Source organism: Rhizorhabdus wittichii (assembly GCF_017607425.1).
Classification (GTDB): domain Bacteria; phylum Pseudomonadota; class Alphaproteobacteria; order Sphingomonadales; family Sphingomonadaceae; genus Rhizorhabdus; species Rhizorhabdus wittichii.
Map to the genome: position 1 here is coordinate 3,283,154 of NZ_CP059319.1, position 22,483 is coordinate 3,305,636.

The 22,483-nt window shown below is 68.6% G+C and carries 25 protein-coding genes; 11 read left to right on the plus strand and 14 right to left on the minus strand.

Annotated elements, in window-relative coordinates; all coding sequences use genetic code 11:
* Window positions 1–446: 446 nt before the first annotated feature.
* From HRJ34_RS15775 to HRJ34_RS15785, 3 genes are all read left to right on the plus strand, one after another.
* Window positions 447–974 (plus strand): Imm26 family immunity protein, encoded by a 528-nt coding sequence (locus HRJ34_RS15775; RefSeq protein WP_208631777.1) that lies wholly within the window; start codon window positions 447–449, stop codon window positions 972–974.
* A gap of 73 nt (window positions 975–1,047) precedes the next feature.
* Window positions 1,048–1,485, plus strand: coding sequence for an ExbD/TolR family protein (locus HRJ34_RS15780; protein ID WP_208631778.1), 438 nt, complete (start codon window positions 1,048–1,050; stop codon window positions 1,483–1,485).
* A 78-nt stretch (window positions 1,486–1,563) separates the two neighbouring features.
* On the plus strand, window positions 1,564–1,827 hold the full coding sequence (locus tag HRJ34_RS15785; RefSeq protein WP_208631779.1) for a hypothetical protein: 264 nt from the start codon (window positions 1,564–1,566) through the stop codon (window positions 1,825–1,827).
* Window positions 1,828–1,831: 4 nt separating this feature from the next.
* Here the strand turns inward: HRJ34_RS15785 and HRJ34_RS15790 are convergent, their stop codons facing one another.
* The 4 genes from HRJ34_RS15790 to cysD all read right to left on the minus strand — a co-directional run bounded on the left by HRJ34_RS15790 (window position 1,832) and on the right by cysD (window position 5,846).
* Entirely contained in the window at window positions 1,832–2,179 is a 348-nt protein-coding gene (locus tag HRJ34_RS15790; RefSeq protein ID WP_208631780.1) for a hypothetical protein, read from the minus strand.
* A gap of 84 nt (window positions 2,180–2,263) precedes the next feature.
* Complete coding sequence (locus tag HRJ34_RS15795) at window positions 2,264–2,998, minus strand: 3'(2'),5'-bisphosphate nucleotidase CysQ (protein ID WP_208634378.1); 735 nt, start codon at window positions 2,996–2,998, stop codon at window positions 2,264–2,266.
* A gap of 11 nt (window positions 2,999–3,009) precedes the next feature.
* Window positions 3,010–4,932 carry a sulfate adenylyltransferase subunit CysN gene (gene cysN, locus HRJ34_RS15800; protein ID WP_012049532.1) on the minus strand — a complete coding sequence of 641 codons (1,923 nt, stop codon included), beginning with the start codon at window positions 4,930–4,932 and terminating at the stop codon, window positions 3,010–3,012.
* The gene (cysD, locus tag HRJ34_RS15805) at window positions 4,932–5,846 is read right to left on the minus strand and encodes a sulfate adenylyltransferase subunit CysD (protein ID WP_012049531.1); all 915 of its coding nucleotides are present in this window, start codon (window positions 5,844–5,846) and stop codon (window positions 4,932–4,934) included. Before cysD ends, cysN begins: the two co-directional genes overlap by 1 nt.
* A 78-nt stretch (window positions 5,847–5,924) precedes the next feature.
* On the opposite strand from cysD, the gene HRJ34_RS15810 reads away from it, so the two are divergent.
* Window positions 5,925–7,007, plus strand: a complete 1,083-nt coding sequence (locus HRJ34_RS15810) for a helix-turn-helix transcriptional regulator (RefSeq protein ID WP_226948807.1) — start codon at window positions 5,925–5,927, stop codon at window positions 7,005–7,007.
* Here the strand turns inward: HRJ34_RS15810 and HRJ34_RS15815 are convergent.
* From HRJ34_RS15815 to HRJ34_RS15825, 3 genes are read right to left on the minus strand one after another with little or no spacing between them, the layout of a single operon-like run.
* On the minus strand, window positions 6,991–8,457 hold the full coding sequence (locus HRJ34_RS15815) for an FAD-dependent oxidoreductase (RefSeq protein ID WP_016745587.1): 1,467 nt from the start codon (window positions 8,455–8,457) through the stop codon (window positions 6,991–6,993). The two genes, HRJ34_RS15810 and HRJ34_RS15815, sit on opposite strands and share 17 nt — an antisense overlap.
* 9 nt (window positions 8,458–8,466) lie before the next feature.
* Entirely contained in the window at window positions 8,467–9,282 is an 816-nt protein-coding gene (locus HRJ34_RS15820) for an alpha/beta fold hydrolase (protein WP_208631782.1), read from the minus strand.
* A 26-nt stretch (window positions 9,283–9,308) separates the two neighbouring features.
* On the minus strand, window positions 9,309–10,511 hold the full coding sequence (locus tag HRJ34_RS15825; RefSeq protein ID WP_012049527.1) for an acyl-CoA dehydrogenase family protein: 1,203 nt from the start codon (window positions 10,509–10,511) through the stop codon (window positions 9,309–9,311).
* 198 nt (window positions 10,512–10,709) lie between these two features.
* On the opposite strand from HRJ34_RS15825, the gene HRJ34_RS15830 reads away from it, so the two are divergent.
* The 5 genes from HRJ34_RS15830 (at window position 10,710) to HRJ34_RS15850 (ending at window position 16,601) form a co-directional block, all read left to right on the plus strand.
* Entirely contained in the window at window positions 10,710–12,935 is a 2,226-nt protein-coding gene (locus HRJ34_RS15830; protein ID WP_208631783.1) for a TonB-dependent receptor, read from the plus strand.
* Window positions 12,932–14,644, plus strand: coding sequence for an FAD-binding protein (locus HRJ34_RS15835; protein ID WP_208631784.1), 1,713 nt, complete (start codon window positions 12,932–12,934; stop codon window positions 14,642–14,644). The genes HRJ34_RS15830 and HRJ34_RS15835 overlap by 4 nt, the downstream gene beginning before the upstream one ends.
* Before the next feature lie 42 nt (window positions 14,645–14,686).
* Window positions 14,687–15,550, plus strand: coding sequence for an SDR family NAD(P)-dependent oxidoreductase (locus tag HRJ34_RS15840; RefSeq protein WP_208631785.1), 864 nt, complete (start codon window positions 14,687–14,689; stop codon window positions 15,548–15,550).
* Between the two features lie 65 nt (window positions 15,551–15,615).
* The gene (locus tag HRJ34_RS15845) at window positions 15,616–16,137 is read left to right on the plus strand and encodes an Lrp/AsnC family transcriptional regulator (RefSeq protein WP_012049523.1); all 522 of its coding nucleotides are present in this window, start codon (window positions 15,616–15,618) and stop codon (window positions 16,135–16,137) included.
* Window positions 16,134–16,601, plus strand: a complete 468-nt coding sequence (locus HRJ34_RS15850) for an Lrp/AsnC family transcriptional regulator (RefSeq protein ID WP_012049522.1) — start codon at window positions 16,134–16,136, stop codon at window positions 16,599–16,601. Before HRJ34_RS15845 ends, HRJ34_RS15850 begins: the two co-directional genes overlap by 4 nt.
* Window positions 16,602–16,613: 12 nt before the next feature.
* Here HRJ34_RS15850 and HRJ34_RS15855 read toward each other — a convergent pair whose 3' ends face one another.
* From HRJ34_RS15855 to HRJ34_RS15875, 5 genes are read right to left on the minus strand one after another with little or no spacing between them, the layout of a single operon-like run.
* The gene (locus tag HRJ34_RS15855) at window positions 16,614–16,976 is read right to left on the minus strand and encodes an EthD domain-containing protein (RefSeq protein WP_208631786.1); all 363 of its coding nucleotides are present in this window, start codon (window positions 16,974–16,976) and stop codon (window positions 16,614–16,616) included.
* Window positions 16,973–17,518, minus strand: a complete 546-nt coding sequence (locus HRJ34_RS15860; protein ID WP_208631787.1) for a nuclear transport factor 2 family protein — start codon at window positions 17,516–17,518, stop codon at window positions 16,973–16,975. The genes HRJ34_RS15855 and HRJ34_RS15860 overlap by 4 nt, the downstream gene beginning before the upstream one ends.
* A complete protein-coding gene (locus HRJ34_RS15865; RefSeq protein ID WP_208631788.1) occupies window positions 17,515–17,991 on the minus strand; it encodes a nuclear transport factor 2 family protein in 477 nt (158 codons plus the stop codon). Before HRJ34_RS15865 ends, HRJ34_RS15860 begins: the two co-directional genes overlap by 4 nt.
* Window positions 17,988–18,491, minus strand: coding sequence for an SRPBCC domain-containing protein (locus HRJ34_RS15870; protein WP_016745595.1), 504 nt, complete (start codon window positions 18,489–18,491; stop codon window positions 17,988–17,990). The genes HRJ34_RS15865 and HRJ34_RS15870 overlap by 4 nt, the downstream gene beginning before the upstream one ends.
* A gap of 17 nt (window positions 18,492–18,508) precedes the next feature.
* Window positions 18,509–19,285 (minus strand): EthD domain-containing protein, encoded by a 777-nt coding sequence (locus tag HRJ34_RS15875; protein WP_208631789.1) that lies wholly within the window; start codon window positions 19,283–19,285, stop codon window positions 18,509–18,511.
* A 106-nt stretch (window positions 19,286–19,391) separates the two neighbouring features.
* Here HRJ34_RS15875 and HRJ34_RS15880 point away from each other — a divergent pair, with 106 nt between their 5' ends.
* Both HRJ34_RS15880 and HRJ34_RS15885 read left to right on the plus strand, forming a co-directional pair.
* Window positions 19,392–19,832, plus strand: a complete 441-nt coding sequence (locus HRJ34_RS15880) for a nuclear transport factor 2 family protein (RefSeq protein WP_029992977.1) — start codon at window positions 19,392–19,394, stop codon at window positions 19,830–19,832.
* A complete protein-coding gene (locus tag HRJ34_RS15885; protein ID WP_208631790.1) occupies window positions 19,829–20,398 on the plus strand; it encodes an EthD domain-containing protein in 570 nt (189 codons plus the stop codon). The genes HRJ34_RS15880 and HRJ34_RS15885 overlap by 4 nt, the downstream gene beginning before the upstream one ends.
* Window positions 20,399–20,542: 144 nt before the next feature.
* Here HRJ34_RS15885 and HRJ34_RS15890 read toward each other — a convergent pair whose 3' ends face one another.
* Both HRJ34_RS15890 and HRJ34_RS15895 read right to left on the minus strand, forming a co-directional pair.
* Window positions 20,543–21,289 carry an SDR family NAD(P)-dependent oxidoreductase gene (locus tag HRJ34_RS15890; RefSeq protein WP_012049514.1) on the minus strand — a complete coding sequence of 249 codons (747 nt, stop codon included), beginning with the start codon at window positions 21,287–21,289 and terminating at the stop codon, window positions 20,543–20,545.
* A gap of 11 nt (window positions 21,290–21,300) precedes the next feature.
* Window positions 21,301–22,455, minus strand: coding sequence for an oxidoreductase (locus HRJ34_RS15895; RefSeq protein WP_226948808.1), 1,155 nt, complete (start codon window positions 22,453–22,455; stop codon window positions 21,301–21,303).
* Window positions 22,456–22,483: the final 28 nt, after the last annotated feature.

The window sequence follows — 22,483 nt, forward strand, 5'->3', positions numbered from 1 at the left end:
CGTCCTGCCGTTTGGTCCGATCTGGTGGGAATAGGGTGGTCAGGGGACCTTCCGCTCGGGTGGCCAGAGCAAGGCCGCCAACATAGCAACCATCACGGTTGCTGCCCCGACAAGAAAGATAGGGAAAGTTGCGTCGTCGCTGACGATTGAGGCGGCCATAAGCAAACCAGTTAGGAGCGACAGCAGGCCTGAGATACCGTGCCTATATGTCTTCAGAAAGGGCGACGCCCAAGCGGCCTTTGCCCAGATGGCAGGCGGCGCGCTGAACGCCACAATAGCCAGTGGAATGCCATCAATGACAGTGCGTAACTGGTCTAACATGTCTTCTTCTAGCACGGCGGAGCATGTCCGCTATCGGATCGCCGGCTACCGTTCGATCCGTTCTGGTGCAGGATGTCTGGAACGGATGGAAAGCCGTCATTCGGGCAGCTAGGCTGTGAAATAATATGGGTAACAAATCGATCAGCCGAAAACGCGTCAAGCTCGCCGAAGGCGATCTATTCGAGTTAGATGTGCCCGATGGGCGACATGGATATGGTGTCATAGTTAAGCATGGCGGCCTGAAGAGCGGCGGAACACCTTATGTCGCCATATTCAAATCGATCCATCGTGAACGACCCGAGCTAACAGAACTAATCCGCGAAGAGGTGGCCCTTGCAGGCTGGACCATGGACGCATTGGTTTACCACGGCCGATGGAATGTGATTGCGCACAGCTTGCCTCTCCCAAACATCCCATTTCCAAACTTCAAGGTCGAGATGGAAGGCAAATTCTATGTAACCGATGTCGAAGGCGAGTTGGTTGGTGAGGCTACGCCGGCGGAGCTTGAGCTGCTCGACTATAAGTTCAGCCGGGCTCCCATCGCGTTCCAAATGGCATTTGAGGCACTGCACGGGTTCGGTGATTGGCAAGAGCGTTACGAGGAACTCACCCCCGCTTACTCGCGAGCGCGGATCACTCGTTCAGTAACATAGTCCCGGTGTCTGCCCTTGGCTCCACTGGTCATCAGCCAGCCCCGCCCCCTCCAATCCTAAATTAGCAGGCTATATGAAAGGCTTCATGATCTGCCGCTGGACCGTAATCGCCTGTTTTGCTCTGCTGGCGGCGTGCCGTTCCAACGTCACTTATGATTATGCATGCCCCACGCCTTTGAAACATTGGCGGCCGAAATCAGAAGGCATCGATCACCATGCTATCGCCGTCAAAATCGCTGTCGATGCCCAAGGAACGCTTACTTGGAACCGAGCAAAGGTCGATGAAGCGAGGATCAGCCACTATCTCGGTATTGCACGCACCTTGTTTCCACAGCCATTTGTGATCCTGTCGCCGGCGCCCGATGCGCCATGTGATCAGGTCCAAAAGATAAGAGCACTGATGGACGCCAACTACTGTGGCGAGGGCTGGCGCTGCGGCGAGGAACGCGGCTGGTGGCAACCCACTATGTTTGGCATCCGGAAGGGATGGACGCTATGGGATAAACGCTGATCCGCCACTTGCTGAGCCGTCGGTGGAAATATCAGTGCGGCCGCCTATTCTTTCAACGGAGCAGCTTGGAAACGGCCCATGGCGAAGAAGACGCGACGCTATCTCACCGCCACCATGGCCGACGGCTATGTGAAGACGATCGGTCCCACCACCGACGATTTCACCCATTATTGGCGGATCGTCGCCGAGCTTTCCAACGGCAGGACCGAGGTGTTCTGGGGGCACACACGCTCGCTGTCCGAAGCGCGCAGGAAGCGGATCGCCACCGAGGAGGCCGCGCGGATGCGGGGCTGGGCCAGCTTCGCGTTCGAGATCGTCGAGCTGGTCGAGACGCCGGCCTGACCGGTCAGCGCCGCCGCGATCGGCCGCCCGATCCGCCGGAGCGCCACCGCTCGATCGCGAAGATGACCAGCGGCCAGAACAGCGTGTTGATCACGTCGCTGGCGGTGTCCGGCATCCAGCGGCCATGGTGGAGCCGGTCGAGGATCTCGTTGATCAGCTCGGCCGCCGCGACGACGGCGAGCGGCACCGGCGAGGCGAAGGAGCGCCGGGTGACCAGCCGGGCGAGGACCAGGATCAGCAGCCCCGCATGGACGTGGAGCAGCGCATCCGGGAAGCCGGTCGCCGCGGCGATCCGCTCGACGAGGTCGGCATAGGCATCGACGATGGGGCGGAGATAGCGTTCGATCGGCATCCCCGCCCTGCTGGCCGAGCCCGCGCCGAACGTCAACGGCGATCTCGGGCCGGAGCGCGCCGGGGGCCGCTCCGGCCCGATCCGTCAGGCGGCTTCGGCGCGCGCCGCCGCCAGCACCGCGTCGGCCAGCTCGGGCCGGCAGATGATCAGGTCGGGCAGGTACACGTCGGGCTGGTTGTAGCGCAGCGGCGATCCGTCGACCCGCGAGCAGAACAGGCCGTGCGCCGCCGCGACCGCGACGGGGGCGCAGCTGTCCCATTCATATTGGCCGCCGGTGTGGAGGTAGATGTCGGCCTCGCCGCGCACCACCGCCATCGCCTTGGCGCCGGCCGATCCCATCGGCAGCAGCTCGGCGCCCAGCCGTCCGGCGACCGCGACCGCCTCCGCCGCCGGCCGGGTGCGGCTGACGAGCATGCGGAGCGGCTGGTTGGCGGGCGGCAAGGGCTGCGGCCGATCCGACCGCAGGACCACGCCCAGCCCCGGCAGCGCCACCGCGCCGACCGTCGCTACGCCGTCGATCGCAAGCCCGACATGGACCGCCCAGTCGGCCCGCTCCTCGCCATATTCGCGGGTGCCGTCGACCGGATCGACGATCCAGACGCGACCCTTGGACAGCCGCTCGGCATCGTCCTTCTCCTCCTCGGACAGCAACCCGTCGTCGGGGCGCTGCGCGCGGAGCGCGTGGCACAGGAACTGGTTGGCGGTCTGGTCGCCCGCCTTGCCCAGCGCCTTGGCCGGGAACACCCCGCTCGCGCGCACGTCGAGCAGCAGGCGCCCGGCGAAATCGGCGAGATGGGCGGCGAGTTCGCCGTCGGTCATCGCGGCGCCGCTCACGGGATCAGCCTTGCGACGATCGCCTCGGCCGCTTCCTCGGCGGTCATGGCGGTGGTGTCGATGTGGATCTCGGGATCCTCGGGCGCCTCATAGGGGCTGTCGATGCCGGTGAAGTTCTTGAGCTGGCCCGACCGCGCCTTGGCGTAGAGGCCCTTCACGTCGCGCGCCTCGGCCGCCGCCAGCGGCGTGTCGATATGCACCTCGACGAACTCGCCCGGCGCCATCATCGATCGCACCATGTCGCGCTCTGCCCGGAAGGGCGAGATGAAGGCGGTGATGACGATCAGGCCGGCGTCGGTCATCAGCTTCGCGACCTCGCCGACGCGGCGGATATTCTCCACCCGGTCGGCATCGGTGAAGCCGAGATCCTTGTTGAGGCCGTGGCGGACATTGTCGCCGTCGAGCAGGAAGGTGTGGCGGTTCATCCGCGCCAGCTTCTTCTCGACCAGATTGGCGATGGTCGACTTGCCCGCGCCCGACAGGCCGGTGAACCACAGCACCGCCGGCTTCTGGTGCTTCAGCGCGGCATGATATTCGCGCGAGATGTCGGTCGCCTGCCAATGGACGTTCTGCGCCCGCCGCAGCGAGAAGTGCAGCATGCCCGCCGCGACGGTGGCGTTGGTGATCTTGTCGATCAGGATGAAGCCGCCGAGCGAGCGGCTGTCCTCATAGGATTCGAACACCAGGTTGCGGTCGGTCGACAGGTTGGCGACGCCGATCGCGTTGAGCTCCAGCGTCTTCGCCGCCAGATGCTCCATCGTGTTGACGTTGACCTGATATTTGGGCGCCTGGATGCTCGCCGACACGGTCTGCGCGCCGAGCTTGAGCCAATAGGGGCGGCCGGGCAGCATCTCCTCGTCCGACATCCAGACGATCGTCGCCTCGAACTGGTCGGCGGCCTGGGGCGGATTGTCGGCGGCCGCGATCACGTCGCCGCGCGAGCAGTCGATCTCGTCGGCCAGGGTGATCGTCACCGACTGGCCGGCGACGCCGGCGTCGAGGTCCGCGTCCATCGTCACCACGCGGGTCACGGTCGAGGTCTTGCCCGACGGCAGCACCCGCACCGTGTCGCCCGGCTTCACCGTGCCGGCGGCGATGAGGCCGGAGAAGCCGCGGAAGTCGAGATTGGGGCGGTTGACCCACTGCACCGGCATGCGGAACGGCCGGGCCTGGTCGGAGACCTGGTCGACCTCGACCGTCTCCAGATGCTCCATCAGCGCCGGCCCCTGATACCAGGGCGTGTTGGGCGAGAGCCCGGTAATGTTGTCGCCCTTGAAGCCCGAGATCGGCATGGCGACGAAATCGCGGATGCCGATCGATTCGGCGAAGGCGCGATAGTCGGCGACGATGTCGTCGAACACCTTCCGGTCATAGTCGACCAGATCCATCTTGTTCACCGCCAGCACGATGTGGCGGATGCCGATCAGATGCGCGAGATAGCTGTGCCGCCGCGTCTGGGTCAGCACGCCCTTGCGCGCGTCGATCAGGATCACCGCGAGGTCGGCGGTCGAGGCGCCGGTCACCATGTTGCGGGTGTACTGCTCGTGCCCCGGCGTATCGGCGACGATGAACTTGCGCTTCTCGGTCCCGAAGAAGCGATAGGCGACGTCGATGGTGATGCCCTGCTCGCGCTCGGCGGCGAGGCCGTCGACGAGGAGGGCGAAGTCGATCTCCTGCCCCTGGGTGCCGACCCGCTTGCTGTCCGCCTCGAGCGCGGCGAGCTGGTCCTCGAAGATCATCTTCGAATCGTAGAGCAGGCGGCCGATCAGGGTCGACTTGCCGTCGTCGACCGAGCCGCAGGTGATGAAGCGCAGCAGCGTCTTGTGCTGGTGAAGCTCCAGATAGGCGTCGATGTCCTCGGCGATGAGCGCCTCGACCTTGTAGACGCTGGCGTCGGAGGCCGCGTTGACCGTCGTCATCAGAAATAGCCCTCCTGCTTCTTCTTCTCCATGCCGGCGCCGCCGGCATCCTTGTCGATCGCGCGGCCCTGCCGTTCGGACGTGGTGGTCAGCAGCGTCTCCTGGATCACCTCGCTGAGCGTCTTCGCCTCGCTCTCGACCGCGCCGGTCAGCGGGTAGCAGCCGAGCGTGCGGAAGCGGATCGACCGCTCGACCGGGACCTCGCCCGGCTTGAGCGGGAAGCGGTCGTCGTCGACCATCAGCAGCATGCCGTCGCGCTCCACCGTCGGGCGCTTGTCGGCGAAGTAGAGCGGCACGATCGGCACGTCGTTGAGCTGGATATATTGCCAGATGTCGAGCTCGGTCCAATTCGAGATCGGGAACACCCGGATGCTCTCGCCCTTGTTCTTGCGGGCGTTGTAGAGGTTCCACAGCTCGGGCCGCTGGTTCTTCGGGTCCCAGCGGTGATTGGCCGAGCGGAAGCTGAACACGCGCTCCTTGGCGCGGCTCTTCTCCTCGTCGCGCCGCGCGCCGCCGAACGCCGCGTCGAAGCCATATTTGTCGAGCGCCTGCTTCAGCCCCTCGGTCTTCCACAGGTCGGTGTGGAGCGCGCCATGGTCGAACGGGTTGATCCCCCGCTCCTGCGCCTCCGGGTTGTGGTAGACGAGCAGCTCCATCCCGCTCTCGCGCGCCATCCGGTCGCGCAGCTCGTACATCGCCCGGAACTTCCAGGTCGTGTCGACATGGAGCAGCGGGAAGGGCGGCGGCGAGGGATAGAAGGCCTTGCGGGCGAGGTGCAGCATCACCGCCGAATCCTTGCCCACCGAATAGAGCATCACCGGCTTCTCGCACTCGGCGACCACCTCGCGCAGGATGTGGATGCTCTCGGCCTCGAGCCGTTCGAGATGGGTCAGGGTCTTGGGGTCGGCGACCATCGGCGAATCCTCTGATTGTCGTTCGCCGCCCTATCTAGAGGGCTGACATCGCGCCGAACCTCCCATATGGGAGGTAATATGGCGCTGACCCGCACCGACGAGATGGAACTGCTCACGGCCCTGCACGACGGGCTGCACGAGACGCCGCGCTGGAGCAGCTTTCTCGAACGGCTCCGCCGCCGGACGCGGGCCGATTACGCCTCGCTGATCTTCTCGCAGGGGCAGGCGCCGATCCACCGCGCGACCCAGGTCCATGCCGGCCGCGACGTCCGCGCGCGGGCGCACGAGTTGGAGGAGCTCGCCCGCCTCGATCCGATTCCCTATGAGCGGCTCCGCCCCGGCCGGGTCTATGCGCCCGAGGAGCTGATCGATCCCACCGATCCGCGCCACGACCGCTTCCGCCGGGAATATCTCCACCGGATCGGGATCGGCCATGGACGCTTCATGCGCGTGACCGAGCCGGGCGGGACGAGCGCCTGGGCGGTGCTGCTGCGCGACAAGGAGAATTTCACCGCGTCGGACGGCGCCGTGCTGGCGGCGCTGCAACCGCATCTGTCGATCGCCCTGCGCAACTTCGCGGTGCTGGAGCGCGAACGGCTGCGTGCCCGCGTCAGCGAGGACGTGCTGCGCCGCGCCGGGCTCGCCTGGGCGGTGATCGGCGGCGACGGGGCGGTGCAGCTCGCGTCCTCGGCCGCCGGACCGCTGCTGACCGCGACGGGCGCGCGGATCAGCGCGGGGTCGGTCGAGGCCGAACGGCGGCTGGCGCGGATCGCCGAGCTGTTCACCGAGCAGCCCGACGCGCCGCCGCAGATCGCGCCGCTCGACGACGACGAGGACGGCGCGCTGATCGCCCTGCCGATCGCCGAGAAGCCGCTGACCGCGCCGGCCATGCCGGCCTATGCGGCGGTGGCGCGGCTGCCGCGTACGCTCGACAACCGCCACGCCCGGCTGCTCGCCGCGCGCCACGGCCTGTCCGCCAGCGAGGCGGGATTGGCGCTGGCGCTCGCGCGCGGCCGGTCGATCGCCGAGGCGGCGGCGACGCTTCGCCTCTCGCTGGAGACGGCGCGCAACTATTCGAAGAAAATCTACGCCAAGACCGGCACGCGCGGCCAGGCCGACCTGGTCCGCGTCGTCCTCGACAGCGTCACGCTGCTGGCGTGAGCGCCCGCGCCGCCGCCATCCCCGCCTGGCGCCCGAAGAAGGTGCAGTCGGCAAGGCTCATGCCCGAGCTGTAGCCATGGCCCCAGCGCGGCAGGCCGGCGGTCGCCCGCCCGGCCGCGAACAGGCCCGGCACCGGCGCTCCCGCGCGATCGAGCACCTCGCCGGTCGGCAGGGTCGCGAGCCCGCCGAGGGTGAAGAAGGAGAAATAGCTGCCGGCGAAATTGAGTTCGAGCGCGGCGAAGGGCGGCTCGTCGAGCACCTTCAGCCATTTGGCCGCCTTGTGCCACAGCGGGTCCTCGCCCTCGGCGGCGTAGCGGTTGAAGGTGCGGACGGTGGCGCTCAGCGTGTCCTCGGGCAGGCCGAGCTCGCGCTCCACCTCCTCCCAGCTCTCGCCCACCGCGGCGATGTCGATCCGCGCCAGGTCGATCGGCCGCGCGAAGATCGCCGTGTCGACGAGCAGCCAGACCCGGTCGCCGGGCTGGTCGATCATCGTCCGGCTGACCCGGCCGTGATAGCAATCCTCGTTGATGAAGCGCTGCCCGTTGCGGTTGACGAAGATGCCCTTCACCAGGCTTTCGGGCATGATCCACGGGCAGGTCGTGAAGAACTCGTCCATGTGGATCGCGTCGCCGCCGGCGCCCATCCCCATCAATATGCCCGATCCGTTGTCGTTCTCGCCGATCGGATCACTGAGCTTGAGCGCCTCGGGCGCGTAGCGGCGGATCATGTCCTGGTTCATGCAGAAGCCGCCGGTGCAGATCACCGTCGCGCCCGCGCGGACGAAATGGTCGCGATTGTCGATGCGGACGACCAGCCCGACGATCGCCGGGCCGTCCGCGATCAGCGCGACGACGCGCGCGTCGGTCCGCACGTCGACGCCGGCCGCGCGCACGTTGCGCTCGAGGATGTCGACCAGCAGGCGCCCGCCGCCCCAGCCCTCGAACTGGATGACATGGCCGCGCGGCGCGGGGGCCGCGGTCTCGCAGAAGGGCCAGGCCTCCTCGCTGCCCGACCAGATCAGCGTGTCGTCGGTCGCCGGCTCGATGATCTTGCCGGGCACGAAGCTGCCCTTGTAGGGGACGCCCTGCGCCTTCAGCCATGCATAATGGGCGAGGCTCTGCGCCGCGTAGAGATCGCATTTGGCGGCGTCCGCGTCGGGCCCGCCGGCCAGCTTCAGATAGGCGGCCAGCGCCTCGGGCGTGTCGGCGAAGCCTGCCGCCCGCTGCGCATCGCTGCCGCCGCCGATATAGATCTCGCCGCCCGACAGCGCGGAGGCGCCGCCGCTGCCCGATCCCATCTCGAACAGGGTGGTGCGGGCGCCGCCGCGCGCCGCCTCCAGCGCCGCGCAGGCGCCGGCCGCGCCGAAGCCGATCACCGCCACGCCGGTCTCGATGTCCCAGCCGGGGACCTCCCCGACGGGCAGCGGACGATGAAGCGAATAACCGGCCATGCCTTCCCCTCAGTCGCGAAGGAAGGCGAGCGCGTAGCGGTTGAACTCCTCCGAACGCTCGACCTGCACCCAGTGGCCGACCTTGTTGAAGGTCATGAAGCGGGCGTCGGGGCAGGCGTCGAGGAAGCGCTGCGCGCCCGAGGCGGGGCAGAAATCGTCCTGCAAGCCCCAGAAGCCGAGGATCGGCATGGCCAGTTCGCCGAGCCGGGGCGCGAGGTTCGGGGTGCGCATCCGCGCCAGCACGTCCTTCGACTGGGTCCGCGCCACCGCGAAGCGCTCGGCGACCAGCGCGTCGTCGATCGACGACGGGTCGTAGACGAGGTTGGTGATCAGCGCCTTCTGGTCGGCCACCGAGAATTCGGGGCTGCCGAAGCTCGACTTCATCTTGGCGATGCCGGGCATGGCGAAATAGACGGGCAGCTCCTCGATGCAACCCGGCGCCATCATCACCAGCTTCTCGGCGAAGCCCGGATGGTCGAAGGCGAGCTGCATCGCGATGCCGCCGCCCAGCGAATTGCCGACCAGCACCGCCGAGGCCACCCCGGCCTGGGCCAGCGCCTCGTAGACCGTGTCGGCGAACAGCTGGAGCGTATAGTCGATGCCCTCGGGCTTCGACGAGGCGCCGTAGCCGATCAGGTCCGGCAGCAGCACGCGATAGCCCGCCGCGACGAAGGCCGACGCGTTCGACCGAAAGTTCGAGGTGCCCGACGCACCCGGCCCGCTGCCGTGGAGGAACACGACCGCCGGGCCCTCGCCCGCCTCGGCCATGGCGATCTCATAGCCGCCCGACACCGCATAGGTCGTGCGCGCATAATCCTGGGTCATATCCTCTCCTTCGCGTCCGGCCGTCCTCAGAGGAACAGGAAGGACGGCGGCTCTCCGTTGAGCGTGCCGACCAGGTCGGCGGCCATGTTATTCGGATCGTTGGCGACGTGCGCCCGCGCGGCGCTGATGTCGAGCCAGGGCTGGACGATCGGGCTCGACATGTAGATCGCCCGCCCGCCGAGCAGCGGCATCAGGTCGTCGACCAGCCCGGCGCAGCGGCGCACGACCGAGGAAGACTGGTAGCGGTTGAGCGCGCGATCGGCCATGTCGAGCGGCTCGCCGCGCTCGGCCTTCGCCATCATCGCGTCGAAGCTGGCGGCGAGCGTCGCCTCCATTTCGAGCAGCTGGGCCTGCGCCTTGGCGATCGCCCCCATCAGGACCGGATCGTTCTTCGACGCCTTGCCGGTGTTGGTCGAGACGCGCTCCTTCGCGATCTGGACCGCGGCCTGGATCGCCGCCCGGGTGCCGCCGAGCGCCGCCGAGGAGACCGAGCGGACGAAGACCTGCGCCCAGGGCAGGGTGAACAGCGGCGCGTCATTCTCCCTGATCCCCGGATTGGTGCCCATGAAGCCGTCGACGGCGCGGTGGGTGCGGTGGTCGGGGACGAAGGCGCCCTCGACGACGATGTCGTGGCTGCCGGTGCCCTGGAGCCCGAACGTGTCCCAGGTCTCCTCGATGCGATAATCGGCGCGCGGCACCAGGAAGGTGCGCATGTCGGGGGCGTCGCCCTCGGCCTTGGGCGGAACCATCGCGCCGAGCAGCACCCAGTCGCAATGCTGCGAGCCCGAGGAGAAGCCCCAGCGGCCCGACAGGCGGAAGCCGCCGTCGACATGCTCGACCTTCCCGACCGGCTGGTAGGAGGAGGAGATCAGCACGCCGTTGTCCTCGCCCCACACGTCGACCTGCGCCTGATCGTGGAACAGCGCCAGCTCATAGGGATGGCAGCCGACGACGCCATAGACCCAGCCGGTCGACATGCAGCCTTCGGCGATGGTCTTGAGCACCTCGAAGAAGACGTTCGGATGCATTTCGTAGCCGCCCCAGCGCTTGGGCTGGAGGATGCGGAAGAAGCCCGCCGCCTGCATCTCCGCGATCGACTCGTCGGGAACCTTGTGCTCCGCCGTCGCGCGGCGCGCGCGCTCCCGCAGCACCGGGATCATCGCCCGCGCGCGCTCGATCAGTTCTTCCGCGCTGGGGATCGCGACATCACCCTTCAACACCGTCGCCATCTATCGCCTTCCTGTCACTCTCTCCCGATCCGATCGTCGACCAGATTCGTAATCTTAGCTATCGATTTCTACGCAAAGCGTCAACTATCGCTGCGAAGTTTTCCGATTGCCGATCTAGCATCCTTCCCCGGCCCATGTTACGCATATACCCGATCGATCGGTCAAAGATCGGCGACTTACGTAATAGAAGGGGTCAAAATGAAACGCGTGCTTCTGTCCGCAGCAGCCTCAATCGCAACCATCGCCACCGCCGGAACGGGCACCGCATTCGCGCAGAATGTCGTCGACGCCCAGGATACCGACGGCGTGCCCGACATCGTCGTCACCGCGACCCGCATGGGCGAGACCCAGCTCCAGTCGACGCCGATCGCGGTGACCGCGCTGGGCGGCGACCAGCTCGACGCGCGCGGGGTGCGCGACGTGCAGGACCTGAAGGCCTATGTCCCCTCGCTCCAGGTGTCGGACCTGTCGGGCTACACCCAGCTCTTCATCCGCGGCATCGGATCGAACATCGTCTTCATCGGCTCCGACCCCAGCACGACGATCCACAGCGACGGCATCTATCTCGCCCGGCCGCTCAGCTATCTCACCGACTTCCTCGACGTCGAGCGGGTCGAGGTGCTGCGCGGGCCGCAGGGCACGCTCTACGGCCGCAACTCGGTGGGCGGCACGATCAACGTCGTCTCGCGCAAGCCGTCCGACACGCTGCAGGCGCAGGCGCAGTTCGGCTATGGCAGCTATGACCGCTATGCCGCGCAGGGCTATGTCTCCGGCCCGATCGCGGGCGGGGTGCGGGCGAGCCTCGCGGTCGACGTCTCCGGCCACGACGCCTTCCGCAAGAACATCTCGACCGGCAACGACGCCGAGGACCTGAAGTCGCGCGGCGTGCGCGGCCAGGTGCTGATCCCGGTCGGCGACGGCGAATGGACGATCCGCGCCGACTGGTCGCGCCAGTCGGGCGCGTTCGGCGCCTATCCCAAGCTGATCCGGCCGACCGGCAACCCGTTCGACGACGCGATCCTCGGCGATTTCGACAAGGTGTCGATGAACCGCGACAATTTCACCGTGCTCAAGAATTACGGCGCGGCGAGCGACCTGGTGCTGCCGCTGACCGACTCGATCAAGCTGCGCTCGCTGACCGGCTACCGCGTCTTCCGCGGCTCGATCGAGACCGACGCCGACGCCAGCTCGATCGACATATTGCGCAACCTGATCTCGCCGATCCGGCAGCACCAGTTCAGCCAGGAGTTCACCCTGCTGGGCGACACCGGCCCGCTCGAATGGGTGCTCGGCGCCTATTATTTCAACGAGCGCAACCGCGAGCCGCTGACCCTCGCGCTGTTCCCGTTCGGCGCGTCGCACATCCAGCGGCCGCTGCTCAAGGCGCGCTCGATCGCGGGCTTCGCGCAGGGCGAGTACAAGCTGTCCGACCAGCTCTCCTTCATCGCCGGCCTGCGCTACACGCGCGAGCGCAAGGCCTATGCGATCAGCGACTATTTCACCGCCTCGACCGATCTCGACCCGGCGGTGGCGGAGAAGGGCTTCGTGCTGGCCGGCATCCCCGGCCTGCCCGATCCGTTCACGGTCGACGCGCGCCGCCACGACGACGCCTTCACGCCGAAATTCGGGATCACCTTCAAGCCCACCGAGCAGGTCCTGCTCTACGCATCGGCGACGCGCGGCTTCAAGAGCGGCGGCTTCGACTATGGCAGCAGCAACGCGGCCGACGCCGCTGCGGGCTACGGCCCCGAAAAGCTCTGGTCCTACGAGCTCGGGCTGAAGAGCGACTGGCTCGACCGGCGGCTGCGGGTCAACCTGACCGGCTTCTACTACGACTATACCGACCTGCAGGTGCAGAGCTACGTCCAGATCGGCGCCTCGTTCGGCGCGCGGACCCAGAATGCGGCGACCGCGCGGGTGAAGGGCCTCGAGGCGGAGATCGTCGCCCGCCCGGTCCGCGCGCTCGAACTGTCGGCGAACGTCGCCTGGCTCGACGCCGAATATCGCCGCTACCCCAACGCCTTCGTCAGCTCCTTCGGCGCGTTCGACGCATCGGGCAAGCGGCTGAACAACGCGCCGCGCTGGTCGGCCACCTTCGGCGCGGCCTACAGCTTCGACCTGGCCGGGTCGGGCAAGCTGACGCTGGGCGCCGACGCGCATGTCCAGAGTAGCATCTACTTCACCGCCGCCAATGACGGGGTGGGCGCGGTCTCCGGCTATGCCGAGCAGCAGAAGGGCTATGGCATCGTCAACGCGCGGATCGGCTGGACCAGCCCCGACGACCGCTGGAAGGCGCAGCTGATCGCCAGCAACCTGTTCGACAAGGACTATATCGTCGGCACCGCCAACTACACCGCCGCGATCGCCGCCCGGCAGGGCCGCCCGCGCGAGGTGCTGGTCCAGATCGGCTACGCCTTCCGGTGAACGCGCCCTTCCCCCTCGCCGCCGACCTGGGCGTCGCGGTCGACCGGCCGCTCGTCGTCGACGATCCGGACGGCTTCGCCTGGGACGAGACCGCCGACCTCGTCGTCGTCGGACTGGGCGGCGCGGGGGTCGCGGCCGCGATCGAAGGGCTGGAGCGCGGCCTGTCGGTGATCGCGGTCGACCGCTATGCCTGCGGCGGATCGACCGCGGCCAATGGCGGGGTGTTCTACGCCGGCGGCGGCACCGCGATCCAGCGCGAGGCGGGCGAGGAGGACAGCCCCGAGGCGATGCTCGCCTATCTCCGCATCGAGGCGGGCAGGGTCGTGTCGGACGCGACCCTGCGCCGCTTCGTCGAGGACAGCCCGGCGACGATCGACTGGATACTGAAGCATGGCGGCCGGCTGGCGGCGAGCGTGTGGCGGGAGAAATGCTCCTATCCGCCGCTCGACCGCTTCCTCTACCATCCCGACAATTCGCTGGTGGCGAGCTACCGGGCCCGCGCCCGGCCGGCGGCGCGCGGCCACCGCGCCTTCGGCCGCGACGGCAAGAAGGCCTGGGGCCTCGGCAAATTCATCACGGGGCCGATGACCGAGTCCGCGCTCCGCCTCGGCCTCGTCTTCCACCGCTACAGCGAGGCGCACCAATTGGTGCAGGACCGCGACGGCCGGGTGATCGGCGTCCGCATCCGGTCGATCCGCGACGGCTCGCCCGAGGCGCGGCGCTTCGCGCGCTACATCGCCCGCGCCAACGCGCTGCTCGCCGCGCTGCCGCCCAGCATCCCGCTCGCCTCGATCACCATCGCGCTCGGCAACCATTATCTGCGCAAGGCCGGCGCGATCGAGGCGAAGGCGCGCTTCACCCGCACCATCCGCGCCCGCGAAGGCGTGGTGCTCAGCGCCGGCGGCTTCATCATGAACCCCAGGATGGTCGCCCGCTTCGCCCCGGCCTATGCCAAGGGCATGCCCAACGGCACGCTCGGCGACCAGGGATCGGGCATCTTGCTCGGCATGAGCGCGGGCGGGGCCACCGCGCTGATGGACAAGGTCAGCGCCTGGCGCTTCATCAATCCGCCCAAGGCCTGGGCGCAGGCGATCGCCGTCGACCGCGCCGGCGAGCGCTTCGTCGACGAGACCGTCTATGGCGCGACGCTGGGCGAGCATATCGTCGACCATCATGGCGGCGTCGCCTGGCTGATCTACGACCGGGCGGCGCGCGCCGCCGCCTTCGCCCAGGCGCGCGACCCGCGCCTCGTCCCGTTCCAGCGCGACGTGACCCTGCTCAACCTGATGTTCAACGCGCGCAAGGCGCCGAGCCTCGCGGCGCTGGCGGACCGGATCGGCGTCGATCCCGACGGCCTCGCCCGCACCGTCGCCGCCTATAACGCCGCCGCGCGCGGCGCCGGCGCCGATCCGTTCGGCAAGGAGCCGGCCGACATGCGGCCGATCGAGACCGGCCCCTTCTATGCGATGGACATTTCGATCGACAGCCGCTTCCTGCCGCTGCCGGTGATCACCTTCGGCGGCCTGCGCGTCGAGGAGGAGAGCGGGCAGGTGCTCGACGGCGCGGGCCGGCCGATCGCCGGGCTCTACGCCGCCGGGCGCTGCGCGGTGGGCATCGCCTCGCAGACCTATGTCAGCGGGCTGTCCTTCGCCGACTGTTTCTTCTCGGGCCGCCGCGCCGCGCGGCATGCCGCCCGGGCCAATGCCTGACCGATCCCAACGCCTTACCGATCTTTGAGAGGAGCGAAATCGATGAGCAACGACAATCGCAAGGTCGCCGTCGTCACCGGCGCCAGCCGCGGCGCGGGCGCCGGCATCGCCCGCGCGCTGGGCGAGGCAGGCTATGCCGTCTACGTCACCGGCCGCACGGTCGAGGAAGGCAAGGCGCCGCTGCCCGGCACGATCGGCGCGACCGCGCAGGCGGTCGACCGGCTCGGCGGGCGCGGCGTGGCGGTCGCGGTCGACCATCGCGACGACGCCCAGGTCGCGGCGCTGTTCGACCGGGTCGCGCGCGACGAGGGCCGGCTCGACATCCTCGTCAACAACGCGGCGATCATCGACGACGCGCTGATCCAGCCGGGCGGCTTCTGGGAACGGCCGCTCGCCCTGGTCGACATCCTCGATGTCGGGCTGCGCTCGGGCTATGTCGCGAGCTTCCACGCCGCGCCGCTGCTGATCCGCACCGGCGGCGGCCTGATCGCCTTCACCTCCTCCTTCGGATCGGCCTGCTACATGCATGGGCCCGCTTATGGCGCGCAGAAGGCCGGCGTCGACAAATTCGCCGCCGACATGGGCGTCGACCTGCGCGACCATGACGCCGCCGCCGTCTCGATCTGGATGGGCCCGCTGCGCACCGAGCGGACCGACAAGGCGATCGCCGAGCGGCCCGACCAATATGAGGCGATCATGGCCAATGCCGAGACCCCCGAGTTCACCGGCAAGCTGATCGCCGCGATCCACGCCTCGCCCGACCGCATGGCGATGTCGGGGCAGACCTTCATCGGCGCCGAGCTCGGCGAGCGCTTCGCGATCCAGGACGCGGGCGGCAAGCAGCCCCCGTCCTTCCGGGCGATGCTGGGCGAGCCGCGCCTTCCCCACCCGGCTATCGTTCGCTAAGGAGTTAGGTCAGGCAGGCCGGTTTCCCCGCGCGGGACGACCGGCCGCCCAAGAGGGATTGGCTTGTGGCAGCGAAAAAACCGAAGAAGACCAAGGACGATGAGGCCGCGACGGCGCGGCAGTCCGTTCCGCCCCCCGCCGTGCTCGAACCGATCGACGAAAAGATCATCGCCGCGCTGCGCCAGTCGGGCCGCATCGCCAACCGCGACCTCGCCCGCCTGATCGACGTCAACGAGGCGACGGTGCGCACCCGGCTGCGCAAGCTGGAGGCGACCAACGCGGTCCGCGTCGTCGCGATGCGCGACATCAGCGCGATGGGCTTCAACGCCATGGCCGCGGTCGGTGTGCAGGTGAAGGGCCGCTCCGCCAGCGAGGTCGGCGCCGACCTCGCCAAGCTCGAGAACGTCATCACCGTCAACGTGACGATCGGCATGTACGACATCGAGGCGCAGGTGGTGGCCACCGACATCGAGGAGCTGGACCGGCTGCTGACCGACGTCATCGCCCATATCGACGGCGTCGAGCGACTGTTCCCGGGCCTGTCGATGAAGATCCTCAAATACAACCCCGAATGGGCCCCGCTATGACCCGCATCCCGCTCGACGAGCTCGACCAGAAGATCATCGACCGGCTGAGCCGCGACGCGCGGGTCAGCAACCGGGAGATCGGCCGCGAGTTCGGCCTGACCGAGGGCACGATCCGATCGCGGCTGAAGCGGCTGCTCGACAACAAGGTGATCCGCGTCGCCGCCGTCACCAACGCCAACCGGCTGAAGAACCCGTTCCTCGCCTATCTGTGGATCGAGGCCGACACCGCCGGCGACATCCAGGCGCTGGCCGAACGGCTCGCCTCGCTGCCCGAGATCACCTTCGTCTCGACGATGCTCGGCCGCGCCGACGTGCTGGCGATGACGCTGGTGGAGAATGGCAGCCAACTCACCGACTTCCTCCACCAGACGATCGACAAGATCCCCGGCGTGCGGCGGGTCCGCTACAGCCTGGGCCAGAACTTCATCAAGCACGACTTCCGCTATTGCGCATTGGTCGATTGAGCGGCGGACGGCTCAGCCCGCCGGGCTGACGCGCTCCTCGACCAGGAACATCCGCGTGCCCGACCGGTCGAGGAAATTCTCCTCGTCGGCGGCGATCCGCGCGGCGATCGCGGGATCGGCGGCGCGGGCCATCGCGCGGTCATAGGCCACGCGGTCGGCGAACCACAGCTCGGTCACCACGTCGAAGTCGAACGGCGCCGCGCCGGCATTGACATAGGCGCCGTCGAAGTCGGCGAAGTTGCGGCGATAGTCGACGATGCCGGGCAGCAGCGACCGGATCAGCGGCACGTGCCGCGTCTCGTAATAGTCGACGAACGCCTCGCGGCTCAGGTCCGCCCGGCGGCGCAGCAAGGCGATCGACTTGACCCGGCTCATGCGTCCGCTCCTCGCTTCAGCAGGTTGAAGAAGGCATAGGACGGGTCGGCGGGACCCGGCTTGCCGATATGCGCCCCTTCGAGGAAGGGATGGTCGAGATCGACGATCGACGGACTGTGGACGTTCGCCCAGTCGGCGACGATCGCGCGGTGCGCGAACTTCCAGCGGCCGTCGCGCCGCTCGTAGCGGTCGAAATAGCGGCCGCCCACCAGCACGTCGAACGGGCCGTCGGCCCCCTTCACCCGGTGGAGCGCGATCAGATAGACCTCGCCCTCCGCCCGGTCGCCGTCGAGCGCCAGGTTGATGGTGGTGACATTGTGGTGGAGGATCTCCATCGGCGCCTGGATCTCGGGCAGCTTGTCGATGAAGTCCATCGCGGGCCCCTTCGACATATGGCCGTGCTCGTCGATCGCATCCTCATGGTAGAGGCTGCGCATCTTCGCATGGTCGTGCCGGTCGGCGGCGTTGCAATAGGCGTGGACGAGCGACCGTATCTCCTCGCGGTCGAGCAGCTCCTGCAACCGGGCGGGATCGGGCGTCATGCCGCACCCCGCTGCGCCAGGAAATGCGCGGTCAGGCCCGGCGCGGGATCGACATAGACCCGCTCGTAGACCCGGTCATATTCGCTGTGCGCGATCAGCCAGTGGCCATCCTGCCGGACGTAGCGATCGCGGTAGATCGCCGCGCCGACCGTGGTCTTGTTGCCCTCGGCCAGGTTCAGCGCATAGTCGAGCAGGGTCCAGGTGCCGGTCGCCTCGTCCTCGCCGACGATGTCGATCACCGGCATGTGGACGGTGTGCGATCCGACGAATTGCGGGTTGAACATGCCGGCGAGCGCCGCGACGATCGCATCGCGGCCGGCCAGCCGGACATGGTAGCTGCCGCCGCGATAGTCGACCGTCGCATCTTCGGCGAACAGGCCGGCGACGGTCGCCATGTCGCCGGTGTCGATCGCGCGCGAATAGCTGTATTTGAGCCGGCGGATCAGCTCGATATCCTCGAGCCGCAGGCTCACGCCGCCGCCTTCCGGGCCGCGTGGATCGCCTCGGCCCGCGCCTTCAGGCCGCGCGCGGTGTCGTCGAAGGCGCGCTTCACCCAGGGGCCACAGAAGCGCATGACGTGGATGCCGTTCGGCCCGAAAAAGGCGTCGGTCGACCAGTAGCGGCAGCTTTCGGAGCCGGTCGCCTCGATGATCTGGTCGCGCCGCGCCGGATAGGGCCAGACGGGGTTGTCGAGCAGTTCCCAGGAGATCAGCCGCTCGGGGATCTTGGCGCAGATATATTCGACATTGGGCGCGGTCTCGCCCGGCATCGTGTAGTTGGCCAGCGTCATGTGGATCGGATCGCCGATCTCCAGCGTCGATTCCGCGCCGATGCAGAAGGGGTTCCACTTGCCGTAGTTGGGCAGGTCGGTCAGCACCTCCCACACCAGAGCGGCGGGGGCGTCGATCGTCACCACTTCCGACCGGACGGTGGTGTCGGCCGGATAGTCGGGCAGGTTCAGCGCGTCGGTCATCACTCTCTCCTTCGGTCTCAGCCGAACGTCTTGATCTCATATTGGCGCATCGGGATGCAGTCGCAGCCCTGGGCGCCGATGAAGCGGGCGCAGCTCTCCAGCATCGCCGCCTCGTTCGCCGCCAGCTTCGCCGGGTCGCCGGCCGCGTCGTAATAGAGCTGCTTGTCGGTGATCGCGGCGATCGGGAAGCATTCCTCGACGATCGCCGCATAGGGCCCGGCCGGATCGGTCACCGGCCGCACCACCAGGTTCTGGACATATTCGAAGTTGCTCTGGGTCACGATCGCGACCTCGGTGTGGCCGTCCTGCCAGTTGCGGCGCCACGTCTCGTGATCGAGCGCGTCGGGCTTCTCGATGAACACCACCTGGGAGAAGCCCTCGGTCGGCCGTCCCGGCGGATGCAGCCGGTTGGGGAGCGGGGTCGATTCGGCGACCAACCATCCCTCGATCCGCGACGCGACGGTGGCGAGCGCCGCCTCGATCGGCGCGCGGGCGGGCGGATAGGCGGTGTCGACCCAGAGCTGGACCGCCGCCTCCATCTGCGGCTCGGTGACGACGAAGACCGGGTTGCTGCCCTGGGGCAGCCGATCGTCGCGGACGTTGATGCGCAGCGCGCGGACATGCGGCACGATCGCATCGGCCACCTCGCCCAGCAAAGCGGCGTTGAACGCGTCGCGCGGCCGCCCCTCGTCCCGCCACAGCGCGTAGATCAGCTTCTCCATCCAGTCCTCCAGCCCGTCAGGCGTGCGCAGGGCGTCGACTGACGATATCACCCTATGCTTTTGCGGAACCATTATCGCCAACATTCTACGCATCGAGCAATTTCAATTGCAAGACATTCGCGCTTCGCGCATCGTTGCGGCCGATACCGCCACAGAGCGCACCAGGAAAGGACGAGGGATGCTGTCGCTGCAGGAGATGTCGGACCGGCTGGAGATCCAGGACCTGATCGCGCGCTATGCGCATGCGATCGACGACCAGGACTGGGACGCGCTCGACCAGGTGTTCACCCCCGACGCGGTGATCGACTATAGCGAGCTGGGCGGCGCCAAAGGCAACCGGGCCGAGACCAAGGCCTATCTGGCGCAGGCGATGCCCAACTTCTCCGCCTTCCAGCATCTCTCGGCCACCACCCGGCTCGACATCGACGGCGACAGGGCGAAGGCGCGCACGATATTGTTCAACCCGATGGTGATGCCGCACGACGGCAAGCAGCAGGTCTTCTTCATCGGCCTGTGGTATTGCGACGAGCTGGCCCGCACCCCGGAGGGCTGGCGGATCACCCATCGGCGCGAGCAGAAATGCTGGTCGTTCAACGCGCCGGAGGGGATGCTGCCATGAGCGGGGAGGCGGTCAAGACGATCGGCTTCATGCCGCGCCGGCCCGACATCGACCGCGCCGCCTTCAGGACCTATTACGAGACCCGGCACGCGCCGCTCGCCGCCCCGCTCTTCCCGTTCCGCCGCTATCGGCGCAACCACCTGACCGACGCGGCGATCGAGCCCGGCTTCGACTGCATCGCCGAATTCTGGATCGGATCGCTGGACGAGCTCGGCTCGGTGATGGCGGGCGAGGCGGGCGACACGATGCGCGCCGACGAGCCCAATTTCATGGACCAGCCGCGCATCTTCCCGGTCCGGGCGGACCCGGTGGCGACGGGCAGCGACACGGGGCGGACGATGGCGCTGCTCCGCCGCGACGGCGGCGATCCCGACACGCTGGCCCGGACGGCGCGGCAGGCCGGCGCCGGGCTCGACCTGCTCGCCCCGCTCGGCGCGCGCCCCGCGCCGTTCGACGCCATCCTGCGTTGCGAGGGCGAGCCACCGCCCCTGCCAGCCGGCTGGACGGCCGCCCTCACCGTGACGGTCGAGGCGCACGAGACCGACCCGGCGACCCTGCGCGGCTAGAACATCGAATCTTTCATCTGAACCGCTCGTCCTGAGGAGGGACTGAGCCTTGGCGAAGGCCCGTCTCGAAGGACCACTCCTTCGAGACGCCATTTCGCCTTCGCTCAATGGCTCCTCAGGATGAGCGGAGATGGGACGATCGGATCAGATCGCGGTCTGGCCGCCGTCCACCGCCAGGGTGGCGCCGGTGATGAAGCGCGCGTCGTCCGACAGCAGGAAGGCCACCGCCGCCGCGACATCCTCGGGCCGGGCGGTCGGGCCGATCAGCGGGGTCATCCGGCCGAACAGGTCCATGTCGACCCCGTCGATCGCATCGAAGCCGCCGGCGATCAGCGGGGTGTCGACCGCGCCGGGGCAGATCGCGTTCACCCGCACCCCGCGCCGTGCATATTCGGCCGCGACCGACCGGGTGAGGCCGACGACGCCGCTCTTCGACGCCGAATAGGCCGCGGCATAGGGGGTCGCGACCAGCCCCGCCGCGCTGGCGATGTTGACGATCGCGCCGTTCGCCGCCTCGAGCGCGGGCAGCGCCGCGCGGGTCATCTGGAACACGCCGGTCAGGTTGATGCCGATCACGCGCTGCCATTCGGCGTCGCTGGTCGCGGCGGCATGGCCGAAGCTGCCGACCCCGGCGACGTTGGCAAGCCCGTCGAGCCGGCCGAAGCGCCGGCCCGCCTCCGCCACCGCCGCGTCGCACGCCGCCGCGTCGGCGACGTCGACCCGCATCGCCGCGCCGTCCGGCACCGCCTTCGCGGTCGCCTCGGCGCCGTCGCCGTTGACGTCGACGCACAGCAGGCGCGCGCCTTCCTCGGCCAGCCGCAGCGCGGTGGCGCGGCCGATCCCCGACGCCGCCCCGGTCACCAGCACGACCCGCCCCTCGAATCTCCGCATCGCCTTCTCCTTCACCGCAATTGGGTCAGCGCCGCGAAGTCGAGCGGCCGCAGGCTCGCCTCCCGGCCTTCGCGCACCTTGTTCGGCCAGGCCGGATCGGCGAGCAGCGAGCGGCCGACCGCCAGCAGGTCGAAGTCACCGCGCGCCAATTGCTCCGCCACCTGGTCGAGCCGCGCCAGCGACACGCCGGGCAGGCCCGCGCCGGGCGTCGCCGCCTCCTCCTCGGTGAACAGGCCGGCCAGGCCGATCGAGCCCACCGCGATCGTCGGCAGGCCGGTCAGCGCCTTCGCCCAGGCGGCGAGGTTGCGGTCGCTGCCGGCGAAAGCCGGCTCCCACGCCTCGCGCTGCGAGCAGTGGAGGATGTCGACGCCCGCCTCGACCAGCGGCGCCAGCAGCGCGCCGAGCTCGTCCGGCGTATCGGCGATGCGCGCGCCATAGGCGTCGATCTTGAACTGCGACAGGCGCAGCAGGATCGGGAAATCGGGGCCGACCGCCGCGCGGCACGCCGCGACCACGCGGGCCGGAAAGCGCGCCCGGTTGGCCGGCGATCCGCCATGGTCGTCGGTGCGCCGGTTGGTCGCCGGCCAGAGGAACTGGTCGAGCAGGAAGCCATGGCCGGCATGGACCTCGATCCCGTCGAAGCCCTGCGCCCGCGCCGCCGCCGCCGATCCGGCAAAGGCCGCGACGACCGCGTCCATGTCCGCCGCGCTCATCGCCCGCCCGCTCGGGCCCCGGCCGGCGTCGAGATCGGCGATCGCATAGCCCGACGGGCCGATCGCCGCCCCGCCCCCGAACGCCGCGACATGGCGCGCCATGCCGGTGTGCCAGAGCTGCGGGATCAGCCGGCCGCCGGCCACGTGGACCTCCTCCAGCACGGCGCGCCAGCCGGCCAGCGCGTCCTCGCCGTGGAAATGCGGGCCGGTGCCGTCATAGTCGGCCAGGTCGTGCGCGACCGCCGCTGCGCCGGTGATCGCCAGTCCGACGCCGCCCTCGATCCGCCGCCGGAAATAGGCGCCGTAATCGGCGTGCGGCCGGCCCGCTTCGGCATGGGCGCGCCCCATCGGCGACATGACGATGCGGTTGGGCAGCGTCAGCGCGCGCGAGACGAAGGGCGCGAACAGCGCCGCGCGCGATCCGGCTGCGCGCCGTCCATGGAGTCGCTTCACGCCCACACCCCGACCATCCGCCATCCCC

Excerpts from the sequence above, each read along its gene's own strand:
- HRJ34_RS15775 (WP_208631777.1), top strand. The coding sequence starts at position 447 with ATGGGTAACAAATCGATCAGCCGAAAACGCGTCAAGCTCGCCGAAGGC.
- HRJ34_RS15780 (WP_208631778.1), top strand. The coding sequence starts at position 1,048 with ATGAAAGGCTTCATGATCTGCCGCTGGACCGTAATCGCCTGTTTTGCT.
- HRJ34_RS15785 (WP_208631779.1), top strand. The coding sequence starts at position 1,564 with ATGGCGAAGAAGACGCGACGCTATCTCACCGCCACCATGGCCGACGGC.
- HRJ34_RS15790 (WP_208631780.1), bottom strand. The coding sequence starts at position 2,179 with ATGCCGATCGAACGCTATCTCCGCCCCATCGTCGATGCCTATGCCGAC.
- HRJ34_RS15795 (WP_208634378.1), bottom strand. The coding sequence starts at position 2,998 with ATGACCGACGGCGAACTCGCCGCCCATCTCGCCGATTTCGCCGGGCGC.
- cysN (WP_012049532.1), bottom strand. The coding sequence starts at position 4,932 with ATGACGACGGTCAACGCGGCCTCCGACGCCAGCGTCTACAAGGTCGAG.
- cysD (WP_012049531.1), bottom strand. The coding sequence starts at position 5,846 with ATGGTCGCCGACCCCAAGACCCTGACCCATCTCGAACGGCTCGAGGCC.
- HRJ34_RS15810 (WP_226948807.1), top strand. The coding sequence starts at position 5,925 with ATGGCGCTGACCCGCACCGACGAGATGGAACTGCTCACGGCCCTGCAC.
- HRJ34_RS15815 (WP_016745587.1), bottom strand. The coding sequence starts at position 8,457 with ATGGCCGGTTATTCGCTTCATCGTCCGCTGCCCGTCGGGGAGGTCCCC.
- HRJ34_RS15820 (WP_208631782.1), bottom strand. The coding sequence starts at position 9,282 with ATGACCCAGGATTATGCGCGCACGACCTATGCGGTGTCGGGCGGCTAT.
- HRJ34_RS15825 (WP_012049527.1), bottom strand. The coding sequence starts at position 10,511 with ATGGCGACGGTGTTGAAGGGTGATGTCGCGATCCCCAGCGCGGAAGAA.
- HRJ34_RS15830 (WP_208631783.1), top strand. The coding sequence starts at position 10,710 with ATGAAACGCGTGCTTCTGTCCGCAGCAGCCTCAATCGCAACCATCGCC.
- HRJ34_RS15840 (WP_208631785.1), top strand. The coding sequence starts at position 14,687 with ATGAGCAACGACAATCGCAAGGTCGCCGTCGTCACCGGCGCCAGCCGC.
- HRJ34_RS15850 (WP_012049522.1), top strand. The coding sequence starts at position 16,134 with ATGACCCGCATCCCGCTCGACGAGCTCGACCAGAAGATCATCGACCGG.
- HRJ34_RS15855 (WP_208631786.1), bottom strand. The coding sequence starts at position 16,976 with ATGAGCCGGGTCAAGTCGATCGCCTTGCTGCGCCGCCGGGCGGACCTG.
- HRJ34_RS15860 (WP_208631787.1), bottom strand. The coding sequence starts at position 17,518 with ATGACGCCCGATCCCGCCCGGTTGCAGGAGCTGCTCGACCGCGAGGAG.
- HRJ34_RS15870 (WP_016745595.1), bottom strand. The coding sequence starts at position 18,491 with ATGACCGACGCGCTGAACCTGCCCGACTATCCGGCCGACACCACCGTC.
- HRJ34_RS15875 (WP_208631789.1), bottom strand. The coding sequence starts at position 19,285 with ATGGTTCCGCAAAAGCATAGGGTGATATCGTCAGTCGACGCCCTGCGC.
- HRJ34_RS15880 (WP_029992977.1), top strand. The coding sequence starts at position 19,392 with ATGCTGTCGCTGCAGGAGATGTCGGACCGGCTGGAGATCCAGGACCTG.
- HRJ34_RS15885 (WP_208631790.1), top strand. The coding sequence starts at position 19,829 with ATGAGCGGGGAGGCGGTCAAGACGATCGGCTTCATGCCGCGCCGGCCC.
- HRJ34_RS15890 (WP_012049514.1), bottom strand. The coding sequence starts at position 21,289 with ATGCGGAGATTCGAGGGGCGGGTCGTGCTGGTGACCGGGGCGGCGTCG.